Origin of the sequence: Streptomyces katrae, from assembly GCF_002028425.1 — a bacterium.
Taxonomy (GTDB): domain Bacteria; phylum Actinomycetota; class Actinomycetes; order Streptomycetales; family Streptomycetaceae; genus Streptomyces; species Streptomyces katrae_A.
Map to the genome: position 1 here is coordinate 670204 of NZ_CP020042.1, position 26624 is coordinate 696827.

General features: G+C 70.2%; 18 protein-coding genes and 2 pseudogenes. 13 read left to right on the plus strand and 7 right to left on the minus strand.

Going from position 1 to position 26624, the window contains the following annotated elements; all coding sequences use genetic code 11:
- Positions 1 to 79 precede the first annotated feature (79 nt).
- Positions 80 to 1033, minus strand: a complete 954-nt coding sequence (locus B4U46_RS03255) for an expansin EXLX1 family cellulose-binding protein (protein WP_335755368.1) — start codon at positions 1031 to 1033, stop codon at positions 80 to 82.
- Between the two features lie 161 nt (positions 1034 to 1194).
- Entirely contained in the window at positions 1195 to 3843 is a 2649-nt protein-coding gene (locus B4U46_RS03260) for an RICIN domain-containing protein (protein ID WP_079423899.1), read from the minus strand.
- 1034 nt (positions 3844 to 4877) lie between these two features.
- On the opposite strand from B4U46_RS03260, the gene B4U46_RS03270 reads away from it, so the two are divergent.
- From B4U46_RS03270 to B4U46_RS03310, 9 genes and pseudogenes are all read left to right on the plus strand, one after another.
- The gene (locus B4U46_RS03270) at positions 4878 to 5864 is read left to right on the plus strand and encodes a LacI family DNA-binding transcriptional regulator (protein ID WP_079423903.1); all 987 of its coding nucleotides are present in this window, start codon (positions 4878 to 4880) and stop codon (positions 5862 to 5864) included.
- Positions 5865 to 6148: 284 nt separating this feature from the next.
- The gene (locus tag B4U46_RS03275; RefSeq protein ID WP_079423905.1) at positions 6149 to 7129 is read left to right on the plus strand and encodes an ABC transporter substrate-binding protein; all 981 of its coding nucleotides are present in this window, start codon (positions 6149 to 6151) and stop codon (positions 7127 to 7129) included.
- Between the two features lie 73 nt (positions 7130 to 7202).
- Positions 7203 to 8738 carry a sugar ABC transporter ATP-binding protein gene (locus B4U46_RS03280; protein WP_079423907.1) on the plus strand — a complete coding sequence of 512 codons (1536 nt, stop codon included), beginning with the start codon at positions 7203 to 7205 and terminating at the stop codon, positions 8736 to 8738.
- Entirely contained in the window at positions 8735 to 9781 is a 1047-nt protein-coding gene (locus B4U46_RS03285; RefSeq protein WP_079423908.1) for an ABC transporter permease, read from the plus strand. The genes B4U46_RS03280 and B4U46_RS03285 overlap by 4 nt, the downstream gene beginning before the upstream one ends.
- On the plus strand, positions 9778 to 10752 hold the full coding sequence (gene yjfF, locus B4U46_RS03290) for a galactofuranose ABC transporter, permease protein YjfF (RefSeq protein ID WP_079423910.1): 975 nt from the start codon (positions 9778 to 9780) through the stop codon (positions 10750 to 10752). Before B4U46_RS03285 ends, yjfF begins: the two co-directional genes overlap by 4 nt.
- Before the next feature lie 117 nt (positions 10753 to 10869).
- Entirely contained in the window at positions 10870 to 12597 is a 1728-nt protein-coding gene (locus B4U46_RS03295) for a ribulokinase (protein ID WP_237292591.1), read from the plus strand.
- Positions 12594 to 13265 (plus strand): L-ribulose-5-phosphate 4-epimerase, encoded by a 672-nt coding sequence (locus tag B4U46_RS03300; RefSeq protein ID WP_079423914.1) that lies wholly within the window; start codon positions 12594 to 12596, stop codon positions 13263 to 13265. The genes B4U46_RS03295 and B4U46_RS03300 overlap by 4 nt, the downstream gene beginning before the upstream one ends.
- Positions 13266 to 13281: 16 nt before the next feature.
- Positions 13282 to 14793 (plus strand): L-arabinose isomerase, encoded by a 1512-nt coding sequence (gene araA / locus B4U46_RS03305; RefSeq protein WP_079423916.1) that lies wholly within the window; start codon positions 13282 to 13284, stop codon positions 14791 to 14793.
- 123 nt (positions 14794 to 14916) lie between these two features.
- Positions 14917 to 15051, plus strand: a pseudogene (locus tag B4U46_RS03310) (AbfB domain-containing protein); the annotation flags it as partial.
- A 58-nt stretch (positions 15052 to 15109) separates the two neighbouring features.
- On the opposite strand, the gene mmsB reads toward B4U46_RS03310, so the two are convergent.
- The 3 genes from mmsB to chvE form a co-directional block, all read right to left on the minus strand.
- Entirely contained in the window at positions 15110 to 16363 is a 1254-nt protein-coding gene (gene mmsB, locus B4U46_RS03315) for a multiple monosaccharide ABC transporter permease (protein WP_079423918.1), read from the minus strand.
- Between the two features lie 3 nt (positions 16364 to 16366).
- Entirely contained in the window at positions 16367 to 17914 is a 1548-nt protein-coding gene (mmsA, locus tag B4U46_RS03320) for a multiple monosaccharide ABC transporter ATP-binding protein (protein WP_079423920.1), read from the minus strand.
- A 106-nt stretch (positions 17915 to 18020) separates the two neighbouring features.
- Positions 18021 to 19103 (minus strand): multiple monosaccharide ABC transporter substrate-binding protein, encoded by a 1083-nt coding sequence (gene chvE / locus B4U46_RS03325; protein WP_107438220.1) that lies wholly within the window; start codon positions 19101 to 19103, stop codon positions 18021 to 18023.
- 429 nt (positions 19104 to 19532) lie between these two features.
- Between chvE and B4U46_RS03330 the strand changes: the two are divergent.
- Positions 19533 to 20629, plus strand: a pseudogene (locus B4U46_RS03330) (glycoside hydrolase family 43 protein).
- 90 nt (positions 20630 to 20719) lie between these two features.
- Positions 20720 to 22138 (plus strand): non-reducing end alpha-L-arabinofuranosidase family hydrolase, encoded by a 1419-nt coding sequence (locus tag B4U46_RS03335; protein ID WP_079423924.1) that lies wholly within the window; start codon positions 20720 to 20722, stop codon positions 22136 to 22138.
- 342 nt (positions 22139 to 22480) lie between these two features.
- On the opposite strand, the gene ptsP is transcribed toward B4U46_RS03335, so the two are convergent.
- Both ptsP and B4U46_RS03345 read right to left on the minus strand, forming a co-directional pair.
- Positions 22481 to 24139: a phosphoenolpyruvate--protein phosphotransferase gene (gene ptsP / locus B4U46_RS03340; RefSeq protein ID WP_079423926.1), complete on the minus strand. Its 1659-nt coding sequence runs from the start codon at positions 24137 to 24139 to the stop codon at positions 22481 to 22483.
- A complete protein-coding gene (locus B4U46_RS03345) occupies positions 24136 to 24408 on the minus strand; it encodes an HPr family phosphocarrier protein (RefSeq protein WP_079423928.1) in 273 nt (90 codons plus the stop codon). The genes ptsP and B4U46_RS03345 overlap by 4 nt, the downstream gene beginning before the upstream one ends.
- A 339-nt stretch (positions 24409 to 24747) precedes the next feature.
- On the opposite strand from B4U46_RS03345, the gene B4U46_RS03350 reads away from it, so the two are divergent.
- The gene (locus tag B4U46_RS03350; protein ID WP_079423930.1) at positions 24748 to 25509 is read left to right on the plus strand and encodes a DeoR/GlpR family DNA-binding transcription regulator; all 762 of its coding nucleotides are present in this window, start codon (positions 24748 to 24750) and stop codon (positions 25507 to 25509) included.
- On the plus strand, positions 25506 to 26450 hold the full coding sequence (pfkB, locus tag B4U46_RS03355; RefSeq protein WP_079423932.1) for a 1-phosphofructokinase: 945 nt from the start codon (positions 25506 to 25508) through the stop codon (positions 26448 to 26450). The genes B4U46_RS03350 and pfkB overlap by 4 nt, the downstream gene beginning before the upstream one ends.
- Positions 26451 to 26624: the final 174 nt, after the last annotated feature.

A 26624-nucleotide genomic window follows, 5' to 3' on the forward strand; every position in this document is an offset into this window, starting at 1 on the left:
AGCGTAACAGTGCCCGTCACCGCGGCCGGACAGTGGCCGACCGCGGGGGCAGAGCCGTGACGGTGGGTGGACGGCACGGTCAATGCCGGGCAAACTGGACGCGGGTCTGTTGCGCGACGTCCGGTTTCAGTGCGATCCCCTCGACGGTCAGTTGTTCTCCGTAGAGGTCGGTGACCCTGATCGCTCCGCCGCATCCGCTGCCGTCGGCGGAGAGGAAGTAGTTGTAGTCGGTGCGGGGCAGTTTCCGCCAGCCGCTGGCGGTCCGGAGTTCGAGCACCGCCACCGGGTTCCGATGCCCGATCGCCTGGACGCCGCACCAAGAACGGCTGGACCCGGTCTTGTACCGGATGGAGAGCGTGTCGGGCGCGGCGGGGCTCAGCAGCGTCCAGGTGATCGGGATCCGGCCGAGTGAGGGGTCCGCGAGCTTGGCGAAGGCCTGTTGGCTGAGGTCGAGTTGCCCCGGTGCGCAGGGCAGGGGGCACTCGTTGACGATCCGCACCGTGATGGAGTTCCCGTTGGCGGCGCGGACCCGCACGTACGCCCCGCACGCTTTGGCCGACTCGTAGTCGGTGTGGTTCATCGCCGCGATCATGAGATCACCGGACGGTCCGTACAGGCAGGCACCATTGCCGTCACCCGCGGCATAGGAAGTCGCGACTCCCTGGTAGCTGACCGAGGGCTTGATCCGTCCCGCCGAAGAGGCCGGCGACTGCGTGCGTGCCGGGCTGGAGGCCGAGGGCGTCGGGACACCGGCGGCTGACGGCGGGGGCGGGCTCGTGACCGTCGGCTCCGTCGATGCGGTCGCGGCGCCGGCCTCTGCTGCCGGCGACCCGGAACTGGACGGTGCGTTCGTTGGGGCAGCCGCTACGGATGCGCCGGTGGGAAGCCCGGCACCGGACCGGCTCCCGGGGAGGAGCGTGAGGGCCAGGCAGGCCAGCGCACCGACTGCCGTCACCGCCAACGGAATGCCGACGGCCGCCCCGCGTCTGCGCCGCGGCCGCGGCGCACCGTGTTTCGTTGTCCTCATGCCCATCCGTTCGGTAGATCGAGTCGACGTCGCACTTATCAGTGGCCGCCGAAGGCGAAAAGGTTGCCGCTCCGGTCCGCTCCGGTCCGGTCCGGAACGGTCCGGTGCCGATGTCGCCGAGACCGGGGCGGGCGCCGCGCACGGCCGCCCGCCCCGGCCCGGGGCGATCAGGACACGTCGCCGTACACCACGCCACGGCCGTAGCCGCCCAGGTAGACCCGGCCGTACACGTCCGGGTCGCCGATGATGACGGAGATGACGCTCCCGCCGAACTGGTGCTGGTCGTCGTTGATCCGGACCCAGGTCGAACCGCCGTCGATGGAGCGGAACACCCCCGTGACGCCCTTCAGCGTCCCGCTGAGGTAGAGAGCCTGGTAGGCGGCGCCCGGGGCGGGCTTGCCGAAGCCGACACCGTGCGCCTGCTGCACGCCGGCGAGCTTGTTGAAGCTCGCCCCGCCATTGGTGGAGTGCAGGAGTCCGTTGCCTCCGCCTGTGATCCACAGGTCACCGGCGACGCCCGGGGCCGCCTTGAGCTGTCCGTCACCCAGGCCGGTGGCCCGGGCGGTGAAGCTCTTGCCGCCATCGGCGCTCGCGTACAGGGTGCCGCCCTTGAGGGCGTAGAACGTGTTCGCCGACGAACGGTCGGCCACCACGGCCGAGTCCGCGGGCAGACCGGAGGCGGCCGTCCAGGTCGCACCGTGGTTCGTCGAGCGGAACGGCCTCTGGCCCGCGGGCGTCCAGACGACGGCGGCGCCGTCCGCCGAGACCGCCACGGCCCCGCCGCCCGCTCCGTGCACGGGTTCCCCGGCGAACGGCGTCCAGCCGGCCCCGCCGTCGGTCGAATAGGCGCCGTGCTGCTCGCCACCGAGACCGACCCGGACCACGAACCCCGGCTTCGCCTGCGCGAAGTCGATGCCGGTGGTGTTGGAGAACAGCGGTCCGGAGAGTGCTTTGGCGGGTACCTTGGTCAGGTCCTCGTGCCGGAATCCGCTGACATCGCCGAGCGCACTGATCAGCGGGAGGCCCGGGGGCTTGATCAGCCCGAGGACCGCGGTCTCCTCCAGCCCCTTGGCCGGGACCGTCCAGTGCGTGGCACCCCCCTTGTCCGCCGCGGTCACGTCGTTGCTGCCCCATATCCCCGACCCGGTGCCGTACAGCACGTGCCCGGAGTCGAAGGGGTTGATGGCCAGCGCGCCCATCCAGTGCCCGATGCCCGTGCCCACGTACGGCGCAGCGGAGTTGTCCCGCACCGAGGTCGCGCCGAGCGCCTTCCAGGAGGCGCCGCCGTCGGTCGACCGGTACACCTCGTCCGAGGGCCACCAGCGGTCCAGCGTGGTGACCATCACCGTGGACGGGCGCTGCGGATCGACAGCCAGCCCGGCGAAGCCGTAACCACCGCTGGACGGTGAGATGTTCTTCCAGGCCCCGGTGGACGGCGTGTACTTCCACACGGAACCGGCCGTCACACCGTTGGGGCCCGGGGCATTGGTGTACGTCAGATACAGCGAGCCGTCACCGGACAGCACACCGTGCTGCGGCAGCTGCCCCGTGGGCTGGCCGGCCACGGCCTGCCAGCTGCTGCCGCCGTCGGTGGAGCGGTACAGCGAGGTGGTCTTGTCGGCCACCCCGACGTAGATCGTCCGGCTGCCGGCCGGGCCGAAGGTCACGAAGGACAGGCCGACGCCGCTGCTCGCACCGTCCTTGACGGGGAAGGCGGCGACCTGGCTCCAGGTCACGCCGTAGTCGGTGCTGCGCCAGAGCCCGTTCTTGCGGGTGCCCAGGTAGAGCGTGCCGTGGTTGGCGGGGTCCACCACCAGCCGCTCGCCCATGGACCGGCCGTCCTCGTTGCCGCCCAGTTTGAACGGCAGGTCGGTGCGCTGGAACGTCTTGCCCTGGTCGGTGGAGCGGAGGATAGCGCCGTTGCCCGCCCAGTCATTGGTGTAGGTGCCGCTCGCGAGGTACAGGCGGTTCGGGTCGACGGGGTCGGTCGCCAGGCTCTCGATCCCGAGCAGGTTCCAGTCGGATCCACCGATCCAGTCGGTCAACGAGGTCCATTGGGCGGCGGTCGCGTCCCAGCGGTAGGCACCGCCGATGTCGGTCCGGGCGTACAGCAGGTCCTTGCGGGCGGGGTTGAAGACCAGCCCGGTGACGAACCCGCCACCGACGATCTGCGCGTTGTGCCAGGTGTACCTGCCCGAGCCGGCCACCGTCACCAGCTTCCACTGCTGGTTGGTGCTGCCCCGGTCGGCGTACTGGATGAGCGGCGCCCCCTCGCCGGTGGAGCCGCCCCACACGTCCAGCACCATGCCGTTGCTCCGGGAGACGAACTTCACCGCCCCATCGCCCACGTCCTGCATCTTCCACTGCTGCGTGGCAAAGCCGTGGTCGGTCTGCTGCTCGACGGCCGCCGCGGACTCCTTGGAAGCGCCGCGCACTCCGAGGACCTTGTGGCTGCTGCGGTTCTCCACCTCGTAGTAGCCGTCCCCCGCCTGCCTCAACCGCCACTGCTGACTCGCGGCACCTGCCACGCGGCTCGCCTGCCGTATCCAGACGCCGTCCGAGGTGTCCGCCCCCGGCACGTCGAGCACCTTGTCGCTGCGGACAGAGGTCAGCGTGTAGTAGGCGTCGGCATCCACCGTCGCGGCGTTCGAATCGGCCTGCACGAACAGCAGGTAGGGGCCGAGGACTCCAGGCACGCCCAGCATCAGGCCGATCGATATCCCGCGCCGGCGGTGGCGCCCGCGCGTACGCCGCTCAGCACCAGTCGCGGCCTTGCGCCGGCTGCGGCCGTCCGCCGTGGGATCCGTCTCGTTCATGGGGGCTACTCCTTGCTTCGGCCCTGCCCCGTACAACCGCTCAGGTCAGCGGTGCGCGGCGGCATGCGGCGGGAGATCGGGCGACCCGCGGGTGTGATCGCCTTCTGGTGTGCCCGTCAGTTGCCGCCGCTCCGGAAAAGGTTGCCGCCCGCCGAAGTCCGGTACGGGCCACTGAGACCGCGTCGTTCCAGCGTCAGATCGGGGAGGGGGGAGGCTGTCGCGTCCGTTCAGCAGCCCGCCTCGTGCGCGGCGGTTTCCGACGGCAGGCTGGGCGAAGAGCTGAGACCTCATCGGAGGGACTTCGCCAGCGTGGTGGCGCCGTTGAGCAGGTGCTCCAGCGGCCCGCGCCGAAAGAATCGGGACCAGGCCGCGGTGAACACGAGGGCTGGGCCGGAGACGGCCGGGGCTTGGGGCGCTTGGCGCCCGGAGAGGAAGGCTTCGGATGTGTGTGGGGGCGACCGGGTGGGCACGGGCACGCCGCTGTGGCGGCTCCTGCCGCCTGCGGCCGTCGACGCGGGCTTGACGGCCCTCGCCGCATTCGCACGTGGATCAAGCTCTTCGACGAGAGAACCCCCGCGGCCGTGCCGGGCTGCTGCTGCGCAGGCACTCTCCGTGACCCATCTTCCAGGGCGAACTGCAGGCCCCCCGGCTCGACCGAGACCCCGCCCGGGCACGTTCGGCCGCGCCGTCACACTCCGCACCCCAGGAGGTTGCCTCAAACACGACGGCAATCACCCAATGCCATCGCATGACTACCCTGGAGGCTGGACTGGGCGTGCCGAGGCCGCCCCGGGGGCGGACCTCGCAGGCTGCGACAGGCCATGTGATCGCGAACAAATACACTCTCGTGAGCACTCGTGAGACAGTCGTAAGGTCTGCGAAGCCCTGCGCCATCGACCGGATCCCGACAGCGGTCCAACCGCCGAGCGCCGTCACTCGTAGGCACTGGGCGGCTGTGAACCATACTGGTACGACCGATGAGGGGGCCTTGAGTGGGAACTGCAAGCACCGAGCCGGAGTCCCGCCAGCCCGTGATGGCGGATGTGGCGCGGGTCGCCGGCGTCTCCCACCAGACCGTGTCCCGGGTGCTGAACGGTGCACCGCACGTCCGGCCCGACACCCGGGACCGGGTGCTCGCCGCCATCCGGGAGCTGGACTACCGTCCCAACTCGGCAGCCCGCGCGCTGGTCACCCGCCGCTCCCAGACCCTGGGGGTGGTCAGTTTCGGCAGCGCACTCTACGGGCCCGCCTCGATGCTGGACGGGATCGAGCAGGCCGCGCGCAGTGCCGGGTACTTCGTCAGCGTCGCCAGCCTGCGTTCCCTGGACAGCCGCTCCGTACAGGAGGCGGTGGACCGGCTCCGCGACCAGGGCGTGGAGGGCATCGTCGTCATCGCGCCGCAGATCTCGGCGGTGAGCGCGGTGGCGAAGCTGTCCAGCGCGGTGCCGGTGGTCGCGGTCGGATCGGGCAGCCAGTCCCGAGTGCCGATGGTGGCCGTCGACAACGAGTCGGGGGCGCTGGCAGCCACCCGACACCTGCTCGACCTCGGGCATGCCACGGTCCACCACGTCGCCGGCCCCCCCGGCTGGCTGGAGACCAAGACCCGACAGGACGGCTGGCGCAAGGCCCTCGAGGCCGGCGGCGCCGAGGTGCCACCGGTACAGAGCGGCGACTGGAGCGCGAGGTCCGGGTACGAGGCCGGACTACGGATCGCCGAGGATCCTCTGGTCACGGCGGTCTTCTGCGCCAACGACCACATGGCCCTCGGCCTGCTCCGCGCGTTCCATGAGGCGGGACGGGCGATTCCGGGGGACATCAGCGTGGTCGGGTTCGACGACATTCCCGAAGCCGCGTACTTCGCCCCACCGCTGACCACCGTGCGTCAGGACTTCGGTGAGCTGGGACGCCGCGCTCTTGAGCTGCTGGTGGAGGAGCTGACCGGCGTCGGCCACGCCCGCAGCCACGTGCTGATCTCGCCGGAGATGGTGCTGCGGCGCAGCGCCGGCCCGGTGGCGCGTTAGGCCGCCCGCGGACGGCCTGGTCAAGATTGGGTAACGGCATGGCGGTCCCCTTGTCCATGGAATTGTGAGCGTTAACAATCTCACTCAAGCGAAACGGCACCGCTACATCCTGTTCACATGGACGGCGCGGACCGCACCGCCGCCTGCACCAACGCCGCACCGGGCGCCCATCGCCCCCGACGGTGTTTTCACCGCCTCCCGCGCCGGCCGGCCCGCCTGGTCCATCTGCCCGCGGTCGATCCGTCCGCGCCGAGAGCGGCCTCCCCACTCGAGAGGAATCCCAGATGTCCAAGAGAGCTGCGGCGGCCCTGGTCGCCGGCACGATGGTCGCCGTTCTGTCCGCTTGCGGTTCCGGCGGCGGCTCGGCCGGCGGCAAGGACTCCGGAAGGCCGCTCACCGTGGGCTTCTCCCAGGTCGGCGCGGAGAGCGGGTGGCGCACGGCCAACACCAAGTCCGTCCAGGACGCGGCCAAGAAGGCCGGGATCACGCTGAAGTTCTCCGACGCCCAGCAGAAGCAGGAGAACCAGATCAAGGCCATCCGCTCGTTCATCCAGCAGAAGGTGGACGTCATCGCCTTCTCGCCGGTGGTCGAATCGGGCTGGGACACCGTGCTCAAGGAGGCCAAGGCCGCCCACATCCCGGTCGTCCTGACGGACCGCGCGGTGGACTCCAAGGATGAGTCGCTCTATGCCACCTTCCTCGGTTCGGACTTCGTCGAGGAGGGCAAGAAGGCCGGCAACTGGCTGGTGAAGGAGTACCAGGGCAAGAGCGACCCGGTGAACATCGTGGAGCTGCAGGGCACCACCGGCTCCGCCCCGGCCAACGACCGCAAATCGGGCTTCGCCGACGTCATCAAGACGGACCCCAAGCTCAAGATCACGGCCTCCCAGACCGGTGACTTCACACGCGCCAAGGGCAAGGAGGTCATGCAGGCCTTCCTGAAGTCCCAGCCGAAGATCGACGTGCTCTACGCGCACAACGACGACATGGCACTCGGCGCCATCCAGGCCATCGAGGAAGCCGGCAAGAAGCCCGGCACCGACATCAAGATCATCTCGGTCGACGGTGTCAAGGACGCCTTCACCGCGATGAGCCAGGGCAAGATCAACGTCCTCGTCGAGTGCAACCCCCTCCTGGGCGACCAGCTGATGGACCTGATCAAGAAGGTCAAGGCCGGCGAACAGGTGGCGCGCCGGATCAAGACCGAAGAGGGCGTCTTCACCCAGGACCAGGCCGCGGCCGCCCTTCCGACCCGCCAGTACTGACCGGCCCGGTGACCAGGGGCTGCCCGGATCCGACCCGGCCGGCCCCGGTCGCGACCACGAGAGGAGGGGGCGGATGCCTGCGCACCGTGCACAGCACCCGGTCCTGGAAGTACACGGGATCCGCAAGGAGTTCCCGGGGGTGGTGGCGCTGGACGGGGTCGACTTCCGGCTCTTTCCCGGCGAGGTGCACGCCCTGATGGGTGAGAACGGCGCCGGCAAGTCCACGCTGATCAAGGTGCTCACCGGCGTCTACGCCTCGGACGGCGGCGAGGTCGTACTGAGCGGCCGGCCCGTGCACATCACCGGCCCGCTGCAGGCACAGGCAGCCGGGATCAGCACGGTGTACCAGGAGGTCAACCTCTGCCTGAACCTGTCGGTCGCGGAGAACATCTTCATCGGCCGTGAACCGCGCCGCCTCGGACTCATCCACTGGTCGGCCCTCCGTCGCCGCGCCGCAGAGCTGGTCGCCGACCTCGGCCTGGACATCGACGTCACCGCCCCACTGGGCAGTTACTCGATCGCGGTCCAGCAACTGGTCGCGATCGTCCGGGCGGTGGACGTCTCGGCCAAGGTGCTGATCCTGGACGAGCCGACCTCCAGCCTGGACCGCGACGAGGTGCGGCAACTGTTCGCGGTGATACGCCGGTTGCGCGATCAGGGCGTGGCGATCCTGTTCGTCTCGCACTTCCTGGACCAGATCTACGAGATCTGCGACCGGATGACCATCCTGCGCAACGGCAAGCTGGAGGGCGAGTACCCGATCAGCGGGTTGAGCCAGGTCGAACTGGTCGCCCGCATGATCGGCGGCGAACTGAGGAGCCTGGAGGAGCTGTCGGGCACCAGTCGTCACGAGCCCGCCGCCGAAGCCAGGACCACTCCGTTCCTGCGCGCCGACGGCCTGGGTCGCACCGGCGCGATCGAGCCGTACGACCTCACCATCCGGCCCGGTGAAGTCGTGGGACTTGCAGGACTGTTGGGGTCAGGGCGTACGGAAGCGGCCCGCCTGCTGTTCGGTGCCGACCGCAGTTCCCAGGGCTCGGTGCGGATCGAGGACGCCACCGTCGCGCTGCGCACGCCGCGCGCCGCGGTCTCGTACGGGATCGCCTTCTGCTCGGAGGACCGCAAGAACGAGGGTCTGGTGGCGGAGTTGACGGTACGCGAGAACATCATCCTGGCCTTGCAGGCGGCCCGCGGCTGGACGCGTCCGCTCTCCCGCTCCAAGCAGGACGAGATCGCGCTGCGCTGGATCCGGTCACTGGACATCCGCCCGGACAACCCCGAGGCGCTGGTGCGCCATCTCAGCGGCGGCAACCAGCAGAAGGTACTGCTGGCCCGCTGGCTGATCACCGACCCCAAGCTGTTGATCCTCGACGAGCCGACCCGGGGCATCGACATCGGCGCCAAGGCCGAAATCCAGAAGTTGGTGGCCGCGCTGGCCCGGGACGGCATGTCGGTGCTGTTCATCTCGGCCGAGCTGGAGGAAGTTCTGCGGCTCAGCCACCGGGTGGGCGTGCTGCGGGACCGCCGGCTGGTCGCCGAGCTGCCGAACGACGGATCGCTCACTCCCGAGCGCATCATGGCGACGATCGCGAGCGGAGCCCGGTCATGACCAAGCACCGCCTCTTCTGGCCCGCCACCGTGCTCGCGGCCCTGTTGCTGGCCAACGTGCTGTTCACTCCGGACTTCTTCGCGATCCGGGTCAAGGACGGGCACCTGTACGGGAGCCTGATCGACATCCTCCACTTCGGCGCCCCGCTGATCCTGGTGGCGCTGGGCATGACGCTGGTCATCGCGACCAGCGGCATCGACCTCTCGGTCGGCTCCACCGTCGCCATCGCGGGCGCGCTGGCCTGCCTGCACATCAGCGGCGCGGCCGACCCGGCAAGCCCGGGCACGGTGTTCGGCGCCGTCGCCATCGCCCTGGCGGTGGCCCTCGTCCTAGGGCTGATCAACGGCGTACTGGTGGCGGGGGTCGGTGTCCAGCCGATCATCGCCACCCTCATCCTGATGGTGGCCGGACGCGGTGTCGCCCAGCTGGTGACGGACGGCCAGATCGTCACCGTCACCAGCGAGCCCTACAAGCTGATCGGCGGGGGTTACTGGCTCACCATGCCGTTCGCGATCCTGCTCGCGGTCCTGGTGGTGCTGCTGACGTCGCTGCTGACCCGGCGTACGGCGCTCGGGCTGCTGCTGGAGTCGGTCGGCGGCAACCCGGTCGCCAGTCGCCTGGTCGGCATCCGGGCGATGGGCCTCATATGCCTGGTGTACGTCTTCAGCGCGCTGTGCGCCGCGGTCGCCGGGCTCATGATCAGCTCGAACGTCTCCAGTGCGGACGGCAACAACGCCGGGCTCTGGATCGAGCTGGACGCCATCCTCGCCGTGGTGGTCGGCGGCACCGCGCTGACCGGCGGGCGGTTCTCGCTCGGCGGCACGGTGATCGGTGCGCTGCTCATCCAGACCCTGTCCACCACCGTCTACACCATCGGCATCCCGCCGGAGACCACCTTGGTCTTCAAAGCCTTCGTGGTGATCGCGGTCTGCCTGATCCAGTCACCCGCCTTCCGGGCCAAGGCCGCGCGCCGACGGGCCCGGACCGGGCGCGGCCCGACGCCGCGTCCGCTGACGACAGAGAACACGGAGGTGGGGGCATGAGCGCGATCACGGCAGCGCGTGGCCGCCCGTACATCCCGCTGCTGGTCACATCGGCCCTGCTGATATCGATGTTCGGTGCCGGATCCGTCCAGTACGACGGATTCTTCTCCGGGCAGGTGCTGCTCAACCTGCTCATCGACAACGCCTTCCTGCTGGTGGTCGCCGTCGGGATGACCTTCGTGGTGCTGACCGGAGGGATCGACCTGTCGGTCGGCGCGATGGTCGCACTGTCGACGGTGATCTCCGCCTGGCTCGTGGAACGGCACGGCTGGCCGCCGTTGCTGGTGATCCCGCTGGTCCTGGCGGTGGGAACGGGCGCCGGGCTCGCGATGGGGTGGGTGATCCACTCCTTCGAGATCCAACCGTTCATCGTGACGCTCGCCGGCATGTTCCTGGCCCGTGGCCTCTGCTACACGATCAGCATCGACTCGATCTCCCTCACCGACCCGGCCTATACGGCCTTCGCCCAGACCCGGATCCCCCTGCCCGGCGACCTGTTCGTCTCGCCGAGTGTTCTGATCGCGGTAGGTGTGCTGGTGATCGCGTTCGCGGTCCTGCACTACACACGGCTGGGCCGGAACGTGTACGCGCTGGGCGGCAGCGAGCAGTCGGCCCGGCTGATGGGGCTCCCGGCCGGGCGGACGAAGATGGCCGTGTACGCCGTCAGCGGCTTCTGCTCGGCGCTCGGGGGAGTATTGCTGACCTTCTACATGCTCTCCGGCTACGGGCTCCACGCGGTGGGCCTGGAGCTGGACGCGATTGCGGCCGTGGTGATCGGCGGGACGCTCCTGACCGGAGGGTCCGGATACCTGCTCGGGACCGCGCTGGGGGTGCTCGTGCTGGGCCTGATCCAGACCGTCATCACCTTCCAGGGCACGCTCAGCTCGTGGTGGACCAGGATCGTGGTCGGCGGCCTGCTGTTCGTCTTCATCCTGTTCCAGCGCCTGATCGCCGGCCGTCGCAAGGTCTGACCGGCATGAGGCGAGCCCGGCCTTGACAGGCTCCTTGTTAGCGCTAACAATCCCCGCGATGCCCCGGCGGCATCGCTGCGCCCTCTCGGGGCCCCGTACGAAGGATGTGAAGTGACCGTGCCCCATCCCCCCCAGACCGCGGAGAGCCATGTCGTGGGTGTCGACTTCGGCACTCTCTCCGGCCGGGCCGTGGTGGTCCGCGTCCGCGACGGCGAGGAGGTCGGCTCCGCCGTCCACGTGTACCCGCACGGCGTCATCGAGCGTGAACTCCCCACCACGGGTCAGCCCCTGCCGCCCGACTGGGCCCTCCAGCACCCCGAGGACTGGCGCGAGGTGCTGCGCACCGCCGTCCCCGCCGCAGTGGCCGCGAGCGGCATCGACCCGGCCGCCGTCATCGGCATCGCCACCGACTTCACCGCCTGCACCGTCCTCCCCGTACGGGCCGACGGCACCCCGCTCGCCGAGACCGCGCTGGGCTTTCGCCCGCACGCCTGGCCCAAGCTCTGGAAGCACCACGCGGCCCAGGGCCAGGCCGACCGCATCAACCACCTCGCCCACCTGCGCGCCGAGAAGTGGATCTCCCGCTACGGCGGCAAGATCTCCGCCGAATGGCAGTACGCCAAGGCGCTCCAGGTTCTCGAAGAGGACCCGGACACCTACGCCGCCACCGAGCGCTGGATCGAGGCCGCGGACTGGATCGTCTGGCAGCTCGCAGGCGTCGAGACCCGCAACACCTGCACGGCGGGATACAAGGGCATCCACCAGGACGGCCACTACCCCAGCGAGGACTACCTCGCCGCCCTGCACCCCGATTTCGCCGACTTCGCGCGCACCCGGCTGGAGCATCCGCTGTCGCCGCTGGGATCGCGGGCCGGCTCCCTCACCGCCGAGGCGGCCGCCTGGACCGGGCTGCCCGAGGGCATCGCCGTCGCCACCGGCAACGTCGACGCCCATGTCGCGGCCCCTGCCGCCCAGGCCGTCGAGAACGGCCGGCTGCTCGCCATCATGGGCACCTCCACCTGCCACGTCGTCAACGGCCCCGCCCTCGCCGACGTCCCCGGAATCTGCGGAGTCGTCGACGGCGGCATCGTGGAGGGCGCCTACGGCTACGAGGCCGGGCAGAGCGCGGTCGGCGACATCTTCGCCTGGTGGCTGCGCCAAGGCGTGCCGACCCACTACCGCGCAGAGGCCGAAGCCACCGGCGAGGACCTGCACCAGCTGCTGTCCCGCAAGATCGCCGACCAGCCCGTCGGCGGCCACGGCCTGATCGCCCTCGACTGGATGAACGGAAACCGCTCCACCCTCGTCGACCACCACCTATCCGGAGTCATCGTCGGCCTCACCCTCACCACCCGCCCCGAGGAGATCTACCGCGCCCTGCTGGAGGCCACCGCCTTCGGCACCCGCACCATCATCGAGGCCCTGGAGCAGGGCGGCGTCCCCGTCACGGAGTTCATCGTGACCGGCGGGCTGAAGAAGAACCCCCTGCTCATGCGGATCTACGCCGACGTGCTGCGCCGGCCCGTCTCCCTCGCCGAGTCCGCCCAGGGCCCCGCCCTCGGCTCCGCCATCCACGCCGCCGTCGCCGCCGGCGCGCACCCGGACGTACGCACAGCGGCCGCCGCCATGGGCCGCGTACGCCGCGGAGTCCACCAGCCGGACACCGCGCGCGCCGACGCCTACGACCGCCTCTACGCCGAGTACCGCACCCTGCACGACCACTTCGGCACCGGCCCCGACAAGCTCCTCCACCGCCTCCGCGCCATCCGCAACGCGGCGCTCACCGCCCCGCGAACCGACCCCGAGGCCACCCCGGCCGCCCAGAAGAGCGAGGTCCGACCATGAGTTCCCCGATCGATCTGCTGCGCCGCCAGGTCAGCGACCTCCACCAGGAGCTGGTCCGCTACGGCCTCGTCGTCTGGACGGCCGGCAACGTCTCCGCCCGCGTCCCCGGCGAGGACCTGATGGTCATCAAGCCGAGCGGCGTCTCGTACGACGAGCTCACGCCCCGGAACATGATCCTCTGCGACCTGGACGGCAAGGTCGTCGAGGGCGACCAGTCCCCGTCCTCGGACACCGCCGCGCACGCCTACGTGTACCGCCACATGCCCGAGGTCGGCGCAGTGGTGCACACCCACTCGACGTACGCGAGCGCCTGGGCCGCGCGCGGAGAGGCCGTGCCCTGCGTACTGACCGCCATGGCCGACGAGTTCGGCGCCGAGATCCCCGTCGGCCCCTTCGCGCTCATCGGCGACGACTCCATCGGCCGGGGCATCGTCGAGACCCTGCGGGGCCACCGCTCGCCGGCCGTCCTGATGAAGAGCCACGGCGTCTTCACCATCGGCAAGGACGCCAAGGCCGCCGTCAAGGCCGCCGTGATGTGCGAGGACGTCGCCCGCACCGTCCACATCTCCCGCCAGCTCGGCGAACCCCTGCCGATAGCGCAGGACGACATCGACCGCCTCAACCACCGCTACCAGAACGTGTACGGCCAGCAGCGCGCTGCCCGCTAAGGAGACCCACGCCCCCATGAAGGCACAGAAGGCATTCCAGGGCCGCGAAGTCTGGTTCCTGACCGGCAGCCAAGGGCTGTACGGCGACGACACCTTGCGTCAGGTCGCAGAGCAGTCCCGCCGGATCGCCGACGCACTCGGCGACTCCGGCATCCCGGTGAACATCGTCTGGAAGCCCGTACTCACCGACGCCGGCGCGATCCGGCGGGTCTGCCTGGACGCCAACGCAGACGACACCTGCATCGGCCTCATCGCCTGGATGCACACCTTCTCCCCGGCGAAAATGTGGATCGCGGGCCTGGACGCCCTGCGCAAGCCGTTGCTCCACCTGCACACCCAGGCCGATGCCGCACTGCCCTGGGCGTCGATCGACATGGACTTCATGAACCTGAACCAAGCGGCCCACGGCGACCGCGAGTTCGGCTACATCCAGTCCCGGCTCGGCGTCGCACGCAAGACCGTCGCCGGACACGTCAGCGACCCCTCGGTCGCTGCCCGGATCGCCTCCTGGGCCCGGGCCGCGGCAGGCCGCTCCGAGCTTCAAAGCCTCAAGCTGGCGCGATTCGGCGACAACATGCGCGACGTCGCCGTGACCGAGGGCGACAAGGTCGAGGCCCAGCTCCGCTTCGGCGTCTCGGTCAACACGTACGGCGTCAACGACCTGGTCGCAGCCGTCGACGCGGCCACCGACGCCGGCGTGAGCGAACTGGTCGAGGAGTACGAGGACACCTACCGCCTCGCGCCCGAACTCCGCGCGGACGGGGACCGGCACGACTCACTGCGTTACGCCGCGCGCATCGAACTCGGCCTGCGCGGATTCCTGACGGACGGCGGCTTCCACGCCTTCACCACCAACTTCGAAGACCTCGGCGGCCTGCGCCAGCTACCCGGCCTGGCGGTGCAGCGGCTGATGGCCGACGGCTACGGATTCGGCGGCGAGGGCGACTGGAAGACCTCCGTCCTGCTGCGCACGCTCAAAGTGATGTCCACCGGGCTGCAGGGCGGCACCTCCTTCATGGAGGACTACACCTACCACCTGGAGGCGGGGCGGGAGTTGATCCTCGGCGCGCACATGCTGGAGGTCTGCCCGACCATCGCATCGGACGTGCCGTCCTGCGAGATCCACCCCTTGGGCATAGGGGGCCGCGAGGACCCGGTCCGCCTCGTCTTCGACGCCCGGACCGGTCCCGCCGTCGTGGTCGGGCTGGCCGACATGGGCGACCGGTTCCGCCTGGTCGCCAACGAGATCGACGTGGTCGAGCCCCTGGAACCGCTGCCGAACCTTCCCGTCGCGCGCGCCGTCTGGCAGCCGCGCCCGAACCTGCGCACCTCGACCGAGGCGTGGCTGACCGCCGGCGCGCCCCACCACACCGTGCTGTCCAGCGCGATCGGGACCGAGGAGCTGGGCGACCTCGCCGACATCCTCGCCACCGAGCTGCTGGTCATCGACGCGGACACCACGATCCGCCGGTTCACCAAGGAGATCCGCTGGAACCAGGCCTACCACCGCCTGGCCCAGGGCTTCTGACGCAGGCGCCGTCCACCGGCTGCGGACCCAGGGAAACGGCCACACCCTGCACGGCGGCCCCGAGGGCTCCGACGCGCCCATCCGGGATGCCACAGAGGTGCGCGAGCCGAGCGCGCCGGCCTCGCGGACCCGGCGGGGGTCTCCTACGAGTCGTACGGCGCCGCGGGCCGGTACGTGCGGCACTACGACTTCCTGCTCCACGTCCAGCCCGTCGCCACCACCCCCGCCAAGGGCGACGCCACCTTCCACCGGCAGTGACGACCGGGTCCGGCCGCACTCCCCCGCAGGGATGCGGCCGGACCGGGGCGGAACGGGTTCAGGAGCCGGCCTTGCGCTTGTTGTAGACGTCGAAACCGACCGCAACCAGCAGCACCAGGCCCTTGATGACCTGCTGGTAGTCGGTGCCGATACCGACCAGCGACATACCGTTGTTGAGCACGCCGAGCACCAGGCCGCCGATGAGGGCGCCGAGCACCGTGCCGACGCCACCGGAGGCCGAGGCGCCCCCGATGAACGCGGCGGCGATCGCCTCCAGTTCGAAGTTGATACCGGCCTGCGGCGTACCCGCATTGAGACGCGCCGCGAAGACCATGCCGGCCAGGGCGGCCAGCACACCCATGTTGACGAAGGCGAGGAAGACGACGCGCTTGCTCTTGACGCCCGACAGCTTCGCCGCGGCCTCGTTGCCGCCGATCGCGTAGGTGTGGCGGCCCAGGATGGAGTTGCGCATCAGGTAGCCGAAGGCGACCAGCAGCACGCCGAGGATCAGCAGCACGATCGGGAAGCCGTGGTAGCTCGCCAGCAGCAGGGTGAACACCAGTACCGCGGCGCCGATGGCGCCCAGCTTGGCCAGGAAGAAGCCGAGCGGGAGCAGGTCGAGGCCGTAGCGGGCGGCCTGCCGTCGGCCCCGGACCTCCTGGAGGACCGCCACGACGAGCACGACGAGCCCCAGCAGCAGAGTGAGGTTGTGGTAGTCGGTCCGCGGGCCGACCTCCGGCAGGAAGCCGCTGCTGATCTCCTGGAAGCCCTTGGGGAAGGGAGCCACCGACTGGCCCTGCAGCAGGATCTGCGTCCCGCCGCGGAACAGCAGCATGCCGGCCAGCGTGACGATGAAGGACGGGATGCCGACGTACGCGATCCAGAACCCCTGCCAGGCACCGGCGGCCGCGCCGATCAGCAGGGCGGCGGTCAGTGCGAGCGGCCACGGCACGTCGTGCCTGACCATCATGACGGCCGCGGCGGCGCCGACGAAGGCGGCCAGCGAACCGACCGAGAGGTCGATGTGACCGGAGATGATCACGATCATCATGCCGATGGCCAGGATCAGGATGTAGCTGTTCTGCTGGATCAGGTTGGTGACGTTGAGGGGCTGGAGCAGGATGCCGTCGGTCCAGATCTGGAACACCACGACGATCAGCGCCAGCGCGACCAGCATGCCGTACTGGCGTACGTTGCCGCGCAGCGCCCTCACCAGCAGGGGGCCGATGCCGCGACCGCCGCCGGGCTGGACGGGCAGGGCCGTCGTGAGGTCCGTGGTGCCCGGGGTGTCCGTGGTCTCTGTCGGGGCCATGCCTTACACCTGCTCGTTCTCGGTCGCAGCGCTCACGGTCATGAGGCGCATGAGTGATTCCTGGGTCGCGTCCGCGCGGTCCACCTCACCGGTGAGCCGGCCCTCGGCCATCACGTAGATGCGGTCGCACATGCCGAGCAGCTCGGGGAGTTCGGAGGAGATGATCAGCACCGCCTTGCCCTGGGCCGCGAGTTCGGCGATGACGGTGTAGATCTCGGCCTTGGCGCCGATGTCGATGCCCCGGGTGGGTTCGTCGAGGATCAGTACGTCCGGCTCGGAGAAGATCCACTTGCTGAGGACGACCTTCTGCTGGTTGCCGCCGCTGAGCTTCCCGGTCTCCGCGAACACCGAAGGGGCCTTGATGTTCATGGTCTTGCGAAAGGACTCCGCGACCCGGGTCTCCTCGTGCTCGTTCACCCACCCGCGCCGAGCGACCTTGCCGAGCGCGCTCAGCGAGATGTTGCGACTGATGCCGTCCATCAGGTTCAGGCCGAGGTGCTTGCGGTCCTCGGTGACGTATGCGATGCCGTGACCGATCGACTCCGGGACGGTGCGCGTGCGGATCTCCTCGCCGTTCAGCAGCACCCGGCCTCCGGTGCAGCGCCCGTACGAGCGGCCGAAGACGCTCATCGCGAGCTCGGTGCGGCCCGCGCCCATCAGGCCGGCGATACCGACGATCTCGCCGCGCCGCACTTCGAGCGACACGCCGTCGACGACCTTGCGCTGATGGTCGATCGGGTGGTGGACGGTCCAGTCCTCGACGGCGAAGGCGACCTCGCCCGGCTCGGGGGTCCGCTCGGGGTAGCGGTGCTCCAGATCGCGGCCGACCATGCCCCGGATGATCCGGTCCTCGGAGATGCCCTCGGCGCCGACCGCGAGGGTCTCGATGGTCCGGCCGTCGCGCAGGATCGTGACGGAGTCGGCGACCTGGGCGATCTCGCCCAGCTTGTGCGAGATGAGGATGCAGGAGATGCCCTGGGCCTTGAGTTCCAGGATGAGGTCGAGCAGCTTGCGGCTGTCCTCACCGTTCAGGGCGGCCGTGGGCTCGTCCAGGATCAGCAGCTTGACCTCCTTGGCGAGCGCCTTGGCGATCTCGATCAGCTGCTGCTTGCCCACGCCGATGTCGGCGACCCGGGTGTGCGGGCTCTCGTCCAGCCCGACCCGCCTCAGGAGCGACTTGGCGTGGGTGAGCGTGGTGCTCCAGCTGATGATGCCCCGGGTGGCGTGCTCGTTGCCGAGGAAGATGTTCTCCGCGATGGAGAGGTACGGCACCAGGGCGAGTTCCTGGTGGATGATCACGATGCCGCGCTGTTCGCTGGCCCGGATGTCCTTGAACGCGCAGGACTCGCCCTGGAATAGGATCTCGCCCTCGTAGGAGCCGTGCGGGTGGACCCCGCTGAGCACCTTCATCAGGGTGGACTTCCCGGCGCCGTTCTCACCGCAGACGGCGTGGACCTCGCCGGGGGCGACGCTCAGGGTGACGTCGGAGAGCGCCTGGACACCGGGGAAGGACTTGCTGATCGAACGCATCTCGAGGACGGGTCCGGCCATGGTGGTGCATCCGTTCGACAGGGGCGGTACGGGCGGGGCCTGTCAGGTCGACTGCCCCGCCCGTACGCGCCCGGCTCTGGTGTGGCCCTGCGTTGGGGCCCCGCGGCTACTTGAGCTGGTCGGCGGTGTACTGCCCGCCGTCGACCAGCACCTTCTGGTAGTTCTCCTTGTCGACGCTGACCGGCTGCAGCAGGTACGCCGGGACGATCTTGACCCCGTTGTCGTACTGTTTGGTGTCGTTGACCTCGGGCCGGCCGCCGGTGAGCAGGGCGTCGCCCATCTGGACCGCGACCTTGGCCAGCTCGCGGGTGTCCTTGTAGACGGTCTGGGTCTGCTCGCCCGCGATGACGGACTTCACCGAGGCCAGCTCGGCGTCCTGGCCGGTGACGATCGGCAGGGCCTTGCCCGGGCTGCCGTAGCCGACGCCCTTGAGGGAGGACAGGATGCCGATGGAAATGCCGTCGTAGGGGGAGAGCACCGCGTCGACACCGGCCGATGTGTACGACTTGCTCAGCAGGTTGTCCATCCGGGATTGTGCGACACCGCCGTCCCAGCGCAGCGTGCCGACCTGGCTGAGGCTGGTCTGACCGCTCTGGACGACCAGCTTCTTCTGGTCGATGTACGGCTGGAGCACGCTCATCGCGCCCTGGAAGAAGAAGGTGGCGTTGTTGTCGTCCGGCGAGCCGGCGAACAGCTCGATGTTGAACGGGCCCTTGCCGCTCGCGAGACCCAGCTTGTCGACGATGTAACTGCCCTGCAGGACACCGACCTTGAAGTTGTCGAAGGTCGCGTAGTAGTCGACGTTCCCAGTGCCGCGGATCAGGCGGTCGTACGAGATCACCGGAATCTTGGCATCGGAGGCCTTCTGGAGGACGTTCGTGAGCGAGGAGCCGTCGATGGCGGCCACCACCAGCAGCTTGGCGCCCTTCGTAATCATGTTTTCGATCTGCGAGACCTGGTTCTCGACGACGTTGTCGCCGTACTGCAGGTCGGTCTTGTAGCCCTTGGCCTGGAACTGCTTGACCATGTTGTCGCCGTCGTTGATCCAGCGCTCCGACGACTTGGTGGGCATCGCGATGCCGACGAGGCCACCCTTGGCGTTGCCGCCGCTTGCGCCGTCGCCCACACCGTTGGCGCTCTGGCCGCAGGCCGTCAGGGCCAAGGTGAGGCCCGCGGCAGCGAGGCCCATCGAAACCTTGCGCACTATTCCTCCAGTGGTATGCCGCGATCGCCGCGACCTCGGCAGGGGCCTCGGATCGGGTCGAGCGGGGTCGGGCACCGGCCCGGGGTGGAGCGGGCCGGGTTCGTTCGGGGTCGGTACGGCCGACCGGGCGGCGGGGTGGGTGAACCCGCTGGAGGCCCCGGTGGGTGCCGCTCTGGGCGGGTGTTACATGAGTGTTAACGCTCACAGAAACCGCGTCAAGGGCCCGGAGATCACCTTTGGATATAGCGCGGGGCAACGGGAGATACGGTCGAGGACGGGGGCTTGACCCCCAAATTGTGAGCGTTAACAATAGTCGTGGTACGCGGTCATGACGAAGCCGAAGAGCAGGCCCCGCATCCCGATCCGGGTGCTTTTCGCCCGGCGGCGGCCTCTGCAGAACGACAGGAGACGTACATGTCCGCGCTTCGCGCCCGGCTGTCGGCGATACTGCTCGCCGCCTGCCTGCTCTTCACATCCCAGGCCTTGATCACACCGGACCGGGCGGCCGCCGCCGACCCGGGCTACCTGATGTTGCACTTCACCGGGGAGGGGGCGGCCGGTCAGCAGATGTACCTCGCACACAGCACGGACGGCCTCCACTGGAACGACCTCAACGGCGGAGCACCGATCCTGCGCTCCACGATCGGCACGAAGGGGGTACGTGACCCCGCACTGGTGAGATCCCCCGGCGGTGACAAGTACTGGATCATTGCCACCGACCTGTGCATCAGCTGCGGGCAGAACTGGGAGGCCGCCGTGAACAACGGCAGCCGCGACCTGGTGGTGTGGGAGTCGACGGACCTGGTCACCTGGTCGCAGCCGTGGCTGCTCAACGTCGCCGGCGCAATCCCCGACGGGCGCAACGCCTGGGCGCCGGAAGCGGTCTGGAACCCCGAGACCAACGACTACGTCCTCTACTGGGCGACGAACAAGCCCGTCAACGGCGTGAAGAAGCACCGCATCTTCTCCGCCCGCACCAGTGACTTCCGCTCCATCACCACCCTGCAGACCTACATCGAGCGCCCCGGCCCGCAGGAAATCATCGACACCCAGATCGTCGAGATGCCGGCCGGCGTCGGCAGCCACCGCTACGTGCGGGCCTCCGGCGACGGCCAGATCACCCTCGAGGGCAGCAACTCGATCCTCGGCACCTGGCCGTCGGCTTCGACGTGCGCATCGACCAGAACATCACCGGCCCGGACGCCCAGTTCCGGCTGCGGCCCGGCCTGGCGGGCACGGGAACCGTCTCCTTCGAGTCGGTGAACTACCGCGGGTACTTCCTGCGGCACACCGGATACGACTTCCAGCTGGTCCACGACGACGGCACCGCCCAGTTCGCCGCGGACGCCACCTTCCGCCAGGTCGCCGGCCTCGCCGATGCCGCCTGGTCCTCGTTCCAGTCGTACAACCACCCCGACCGCCATATCCGCCACTACGCCTACCAGCTCCGCCTCGACCCCATCACCACCGCGACAGGGCGCGGCGACGCCACCTTCCGCGTGACGAACTGACCCGACGCCGACAAGGACGCCGCGCATCGACAGTCCGGACAGCCTCTGACGGGGCCGACGGGAAACGCCTACTCAAGGAATGGGGCTCCCATGCGCAGACTGGGTTTCAGCCGCAGACATCTGTCTGTGGTGCTCGCGGCCCTGGTCGCTTCGGCGGCGACGCTCGTCGCCGGCCCGGCTCAGGCGGCCGCCAGCGGTGCCTTGCGCGGTGCCGGTTCCGGCCGGTGCCTGGATGTGCCGGGCGCCGGCCGGACCGATGGCACGAACCTGCAGCTCTGGGACTGCTGGGGCGGGACCAACCAGCAGTGGACGCTGACGGACAACAACCAGCTCACCGTATACGGCGACAAGTGCCTGGATGTTCGGGGCCACGCCACCGCGGCCGGTACCCGGGTGGTGATCTGGAGCTGCAACGGCGGTACGAACCAGCAGTGGCGGGTGAACTCCGACGGCACGATCGTCGGCGTGGAGTCCGGGCTGTGCCTGGCCGCTACGGGCTCCGGTACGGCCAACGGCACGGCGGTGGAGATCTCGACGTGCAACGGCGCCGGCAACCAGAAGTGGACCGGCCTGTCCGCACCGCCGAGCGGCACGTGTTCTCTTCCGTCGACCTACCGGTGGACGTCGACGGGTGCGCTGGCGCAGCCGGCGAACGGATGGGCCGCGCTTAAGGACTTCACCACCGTGACGTACAACGGCAAGCACCTGGTCTACGGGACGAACTACACGGGGTCGGACTGGGGCTCGATGATGTTCAGTCCCTTCACGAACTGGTCGGACATGGCGTCGGCCGGCCAGACCAAGATGAACCAGAACGCGGTGGCGCCCACGCTGTTCTACTTCGCGCCCAGGAACATCTGGGTGCTCGCGTACCAGTGGGGTCCGTGGCCCTTCATCTACCGCACGTCCAGTGATCCCACCAACCCCAACGGCTGGTCCTCGCCCCAGCCGCTGTTCACCGGCAGCCTCCCCAGCACCGACAACTCCCCCACCGGCCCGATCGACCAGACCCTGATCGCCGACGACCAGAACATGTACCTGTTCTTCGCCGGCGACAACGGCAAGATCTACCGGGCGAGCATGCCGATCGGGAACTTCCCGGGCAGCTTCGGCTCGTCGTACACGACGGTCATGAGCGACACGACGGACAACCTGTTCGAGGCGCCGCAGGTCTACAAGGTCCAGGGCCAGAACCAGTACCTCATGATCGTCGAGGCCCGTGGTGCGAACGGGCGCTACTTCCGCTCGTTCACGGCCTCCAGCCTGAACGGTTCGTGGACCCCGCAGGCCGCCACCGAGAGCAATCCCTTCGCCGGCAAGGCCAACAGCGGAGCCACCTGGACCAACGACATCAGCCACGGCGACCTGGTCCGCGACAACCCCGACCAGACCATGACCATCGACCCCTGCAACCTGCAGTTCCTGTACCAGGGCAGGGGCGCCACACCGGCAGGCACCGCCTACGAGAAGTGGCCCTACCGGCCGGGCGTCCTCACCCTGCGGCGCTGACCTGCCCGCATGTGATCACAAGCTCATGACCGTACCTCAGCCTGGGGACGACGCACCGGCGGGACGAGGCCCGCACGCCCCGTACCTCCTGCGGCCTGCCACCCTCGGTCGACGGCCAACCGGCATACCGGCCCATCGGCAGGCCGACATCGGCCAGCGTCGCGCGGCGCGTCAGCGCGATGGCGGGGGCCGGCCTTCGCGGCGACCGAGCGTCGTGTGGGGCGGTCCGCCACCGGCCGGTGTTCCCGAGCCCGACGGTCGTCATGACGGACGGGAGCGAGCGAGGCCCAGGACGTCCGTGGGCGCCGGGTCCGCATCGACCCGGCGCCCCGATGGAGTGGATCAGCGTCCCGCGGTGCTCGACCGGACCTTTCGGCGGGCGTCGTCGGCGTCGTCTGCGAGCAGGGCCAGCTCGGCGAGTTCGCGGCACTCGGTGAGGGTGTGTGTGGCCAGGGCGGCCCGCACCTCGGGGAGCGAGGCGGGCGCGGCGGACAGGCTGGTGATCCCGAGACCGACCAGCACCAGGGCCAGTGCCGGGTCGGCGGCGGCCTCGCCGCACACGCCGATCGGACGGCCGTGCTCAGCCGCCGATGCAGCGGCGGTGGCGACCAGCGCGAGCAGGGCGGGCTGCCACGGGTCGAGCAGCTCGGCGAGGGAGCCGAGCGTCCGGTCGGCCGCGAAGGTGTACTGGGCCAGGTCATTGGTGCCGATGCTGAAGAAGTCGCAGACCTCGGCCAGCCGGTCGGTCCGCAGGGCTGCGGCCGGGACCTCGATCATCGCCCCGGCCACCGGCAGGCCGTGCGCACGGACCCGGGAGGCGAATGCGGCGGCCTCTCGCGGTACCGACACCATGGGGGCCATCACCCAGACCTGCGCGGTGCTGTCCCGGGCGGCCTCGGCGATCGCGGCGAGCTGGGACTCCAGGAGCTGCGGATCCCGGGCGGCCGTCCGCAGGCCGCGGACGCCCAGGGCCGGGTTCTCCTCGTCGGCGGAGGTGGCGAAGGGCAGCGGCTTGTCCGCGCCCGCGTCCAGCGTGCGGACGACCACCCGGCGCCCGGCGAAGGCCGAGAAGACCTGCCGGTAGGCGGCGGCCTGTTCGGCACGGCCCGGTGCCTCGGTGCGGTCCAGGAAGAGGAATTCGGTGCGGAACAGGCCCACGCCCTCGGCGTCGGCGGCAGCCGCACCGGCCAGCTCGTGCGGCGCACCGAGGTTGACCAGCAGTGAAACCGGGTGGCCGTCGGCGGTCCGGCCCGGTCCCTGGAACCGGGCCAGTAGCTCGCGGCAACGGCGGTCCCGCTCGGCGGCCCGCTCGACCGCCTCCGGACTCGGGTCGGGCTCGATCACACCGTCCGCGCCGTGCACCAGGACCTGCCGGCCGTCCTCCAGTTCCGCGGCGGCGGTGCAGCCGACGACGGCGGGCAGACCGAGCGCCTTGGCGAGGATGGCCGTGTGACTGGTCGGCCCGCCGCGGACGGTGACGAGGGCCAGCACCCGCTCGGGGTCGAGCAGCGCGGTGTCGGCGGGGGCCAGGTCGTCGGCGACCAGGACGTACGGGTGCCCGGGGTCGGGCGGGCCGGGCAGGGGCAGGCCGAGCAGGTACGCCACCGCTCGGTCGCGCAGGTCGTCCAAGTCGGCGGCGCGTTCCGCGAAGTACCCGCCGGCGGCGACCAGCGCGGCGCGGAAGCCGTCGAAGGCGGTGGCGAGCGCGTGGGCGCCGTCGGTGCCCTGCTCTGCGAGGGCGGCGGCCCGGTCGGCGAGGACCGGGTCGGCGGCCATCATGGCCTGGGCCGCGAGCACCTCGGAGCCGGTGCCGCTCACGCGGGCGGCGCGCTCGTGCAGGCCGGTGACGACCGCACCGAGGGCGGCGCGGACCGCCGCCGCCTCGGCCGCCGGGTCTGCGACGGCCCTCGGGGCGGGCAGCGTGGGTACGGGTGCCATCCGGGCGACAGGCCCTGCCGCACTGCCGGTGCCGACGCCGATCCCGCGTATCAGATCACTCATGCCGCTGCGTCGAGGTCGGAGGCGAGCAGGGCGGCCAGCGCCTTCAGCGAGTCCTGGGCCCGGTCGCCGGAGGCGGTGAGCTCCAGGGTCTCGCCGCTGCCGGCGGCCAGGGCGAGGACGGACAGCAGGCTGCGGGCGTCGACCGGGGCCTGGCCCGGGCGGCCGATGGTGACCTTGGCCGGCTGCCGGGCGGCGGCCTGGACGAACAGTGACGCCGGGCGGGCGTGCAGGCCGCTCTCGGAGCCGACGGTGACCTGGATCGAGTGCATGGGAATTCCTTGGGGAGACGATCGCCGACCCGGGTGGGAACCGGGTCGGCGGGAGAGTCGGGCACGGCGGCCCGCGCAGAGGGTGAAGCGCGGCCCTCGTGGTTCGTGCCCGGTCTTCGCGTACGGGGGCAGTCGCGGAGACCGGGCGGTGCGTGGTTTCACGCCCGTCAACGTGTTGTTTCGATTGGTTTTACGCCCGGTCAGCGAGGGATGTCAACACATTCGGGCAAGACCAAGGGGCTGCGAAGGCAGGCTGGCCGACGTGTTGCTTTTTCGTCCGGAGCGCGTATGGTCGGGCTTCACCAGGCGTAAACAGACATGAAACGGACCCAATCCCACATGTATGCACCCGAGCGGCAGCAACGCATCCTCCGCCTCGCCCAAGAGCAGGGCAGGGTGGACGTGCCGACGCTGGCCGAGGACTTCGGCGTCACGCAGGAGACCGTCCGCCGTGACCTGAGCGCCCTCGACCGGGCCGGTCTGCTGCACCGGGTGCACGGCGGCGCACTGCCCGTCGGCGCACTGCACCTGGAGCCCGGCCTGGCCGAACGGGACTCCACGGCCGGCGCCGAGAAGGAACGCATCGCCAGGGCGGCCCTGGCCCTGCTCCCGAGCGAGGGCAGCGTGATCCTGGACGCGGGGACGACGGTCTCCCGGTTGGCCGGCCTGCTCCCCGCCGACTGCGCCCTCACCGTCGTCACCAACGCTCTCCCGGTCGCAGCCCGGCTGGCCGACCATCCCGGGCTCGCCCTCCACCTCGTCGGAGGGCGGCTGCGCCACCGCACCCATGCCGCCGTCGACGCCTGGGCCCTGCGCGACCTGGCCGACATCCACGCGGACGTCGCGGTGATCGCCACCAACGGCTTCTCCCCGGAGGGCGGTCTTTCGACGCCGGACCTCGCCGAGGCGGCCGTCAAACGGGCCATGCTCACCGGTGCCGGACGGGTGGTCCTGGTGGCCGATTCCTCCAAGTTCGGCGCCCGCCATTTCGCCCGGTTCGGCTCTCTGGACGAGGTCGACGTCCTGGTCACGGACACCGGACTGACCGACGTGCAGGCCGCCGAGATCGAGAACCACGGACCGGAAGTCATCCGCGCATGATCGTCACCATCACCCCGAACCCCAGCCTCGACCGCACCTACGAGCTGGCAACGCTCGCCCTGGGCGAGGTGAACCGGGCCGCGCACGACCGGCTGGACCCGGGCGGCAAGGGCGTCAACGTCTCCCGTGCGCTCACGGCCGCCGGCCACCGCACCCGTGCCGTCCTGCCACTGGGCGGCTTCTCCGGGCAGCTGCTCTCCGATCTGCTGCGCCGCCAGGGCATCGAGGTCGCGGCAGTGGCGATCTCGGGCGACACCCGGATCAACGTCTCGATCGCCGAGGACGGCGGCGGCCTCACCAAGATCAACTCGGTGGGTCCGGAGCTCAGCGCCGCCGAGTCGGCCGCCCTGCTGGCGCTCGTCCGCGTCGACTGCACCGGGAACGACATCGGCTGGCTGGCCTGCTGCGGCAGCCTGCCGCGCGGACTGGGACCCGAGTGGTACGCCGAGTTGGTCGCGCAGGTGCACTCGGGTGGCACCCGGATCGCCCTGGACACCTCCGGGCCCGCACTGCTCGCCGCGCTCTCGGCCCGCCCCGACGTGGTCAAACCCAACCGGGAGGAACTCGCGGAGGCCGTGGGCCGCCCGGTCGTCACCGTCGGCGACGCCGTGGACGCGGCCGGGGAGCTGCGCAAGCGCGGCGCCCAGCAGGTCCTCACGAGCCTCGGTGCGGACGGGATGCTGCTGATCGCCGAGGAGGGCAGCTGGTACGGCAGCGCACCGGTCGCGGCCGTCCGCAGCGACGTGGGAGCGGGCGACGCCTCACTCGCAGGCTTCCTCGGAGCCGGTGGTACCGGCCCCGGGGCACTCGCGGCGGCCCTGGCGCACGGCGCCGCCGCCGTACAACTGCCGGGGAGCGTCATGCCGACCCCGGCCGATCTGGACCCGGCCGCGGTGCTCGTTACGGCGGACATCCCGCTCGAACGACCGCTTCGCGGTTGAGAACGGCCTCCTGAGGGAGGGACGCCGACGGACGAACGCCGAGCGCGACACCGGCGCGGCTGCGACCACAGCGGCCGAGCGGGCACCCGCAGGCGAGCGTCCGGCATCCCTGCCGGAGGCACCACGCCCGACCGTGTGGGACGGAAGGGCGACCCCGGGGGCAAGAGAACACTG

Bases quoted from the DNA above. Each gene is read 5' to 3' on its own strand.
- B4U46_RS03255 (WP_335755368.1), bottom strand. From the start codon at position 1,033: ATGGGCATGAGGACAACGAAACACGGTGCGCCGCGGCCGCGGCGCAGA.
- B4U46_RS03260 (WP_079423899.1), bottom strand. From the start codon at position 3,843: ATGAACGAGACGGATCCCACGGCGGACGGCCGCAGCCGGCGCAAGGCC.
- B4U46_RS03270 (WP_079423903.1), top strand. From the start codon at position 4,878: ATGGCGGATGTGGCGCGGGTCGCCGGCGTCTCCCACCAGACCGTGTCC.
- B4U46_RS03275 (WP_079423905.1), top strand. From the start codon at position 6,149: ATGTCCAAGAGAGCTGCGGCGGCCCTGGTCGCCGGCACGATGGTCGCC.
- B4U46_RS03280 (WP_079423907.1), top strand. From the start codon at position 7,203: ATGCCTGCGCACCGTGCACAGCACCCGGTCCTGGAAGTACACGGGATC.
- B4U46_RS03285 (WP_079423908.1), top strand. From the start codon at position 8,735: ATGACCAAGCACCGCCTCTTCTGGCCCGCCACCGTGCTCGCGGCCCTG.
- yjfF (WP_079423910.1), top strand. From the start codon at position 9,778: ATGAGCGCGATCACGGCAGCGCGTGGCCGCCCGTACATCCCGCTGCTG.
- B4U46_RS03300 (WP_079423914.1), top strand. From the start codon at position 12,594: ATGAGTTCCCCGATCGATCTGCTGCGCCGCCAGGTCAGCGACCTCCAC.
- araA (WP_079423916.1), top strand. From the start codon at position 13,282: ATGAAGGCACAGAAGGCATTCCAGGGCCGCGAAGTCTGGTTCCTGACC.
- mmsB (WP_079423918.1), bottom strand. From the start codon at position 16,363: ATGGCCCCGACAGAGACCACGGACACCCCGGGCACCACGGACCTCACG.
- mmsA (WP_079423920.1), bottom strand. From the start codon at position 17,914: ATGGCCGGACCCGTCCTCGAGATGCGTTCGATCAGCAAGTCCTTCCCC.
- chvE (WP_107438220.1), bottom strand. From the start codon at position 19,103: ATGGGCCTCGCTGCCGCGGGCCTCACCTTGGCCCTGACGGCCTGCGGC.
- B4U46_RS03335 (WP_079423924.1), top strand. From the start codon at position 20,720: ATGCGCAGACTGGGTTTCAGCCGCAGACATCTGTCTGTGGTGCTCGCG.
- ptsP (WP_079423926.1), bottom strand. From the start codon at position 24,139: ATGAGTGATCTGATACGCGGGATCGGCGTCGGCACCGGCAGTGCGGCA.
- B4U46_RS03345 (WP_079423928.1), bottom strand. From the start codon at position 24,408: ATGCACTCGATCCAGGTCACCGTCGGCTCCGAGAGCGGCCTGCACGCC.
- B4U46_RS03350 (WP_079423930.1), top strand. From the start codon at position 24,748: ATGTATGCACCCGAGCGGCAGCAACGCATCCTCCGCCTCGCCCAAGAG.
- pfkB (WP_079423932.1), top strand. From the start codon at position 25,506: ATGATCGTCACCATCACCCCGAACCCCAGCCTCGACCGCACCTACGAG.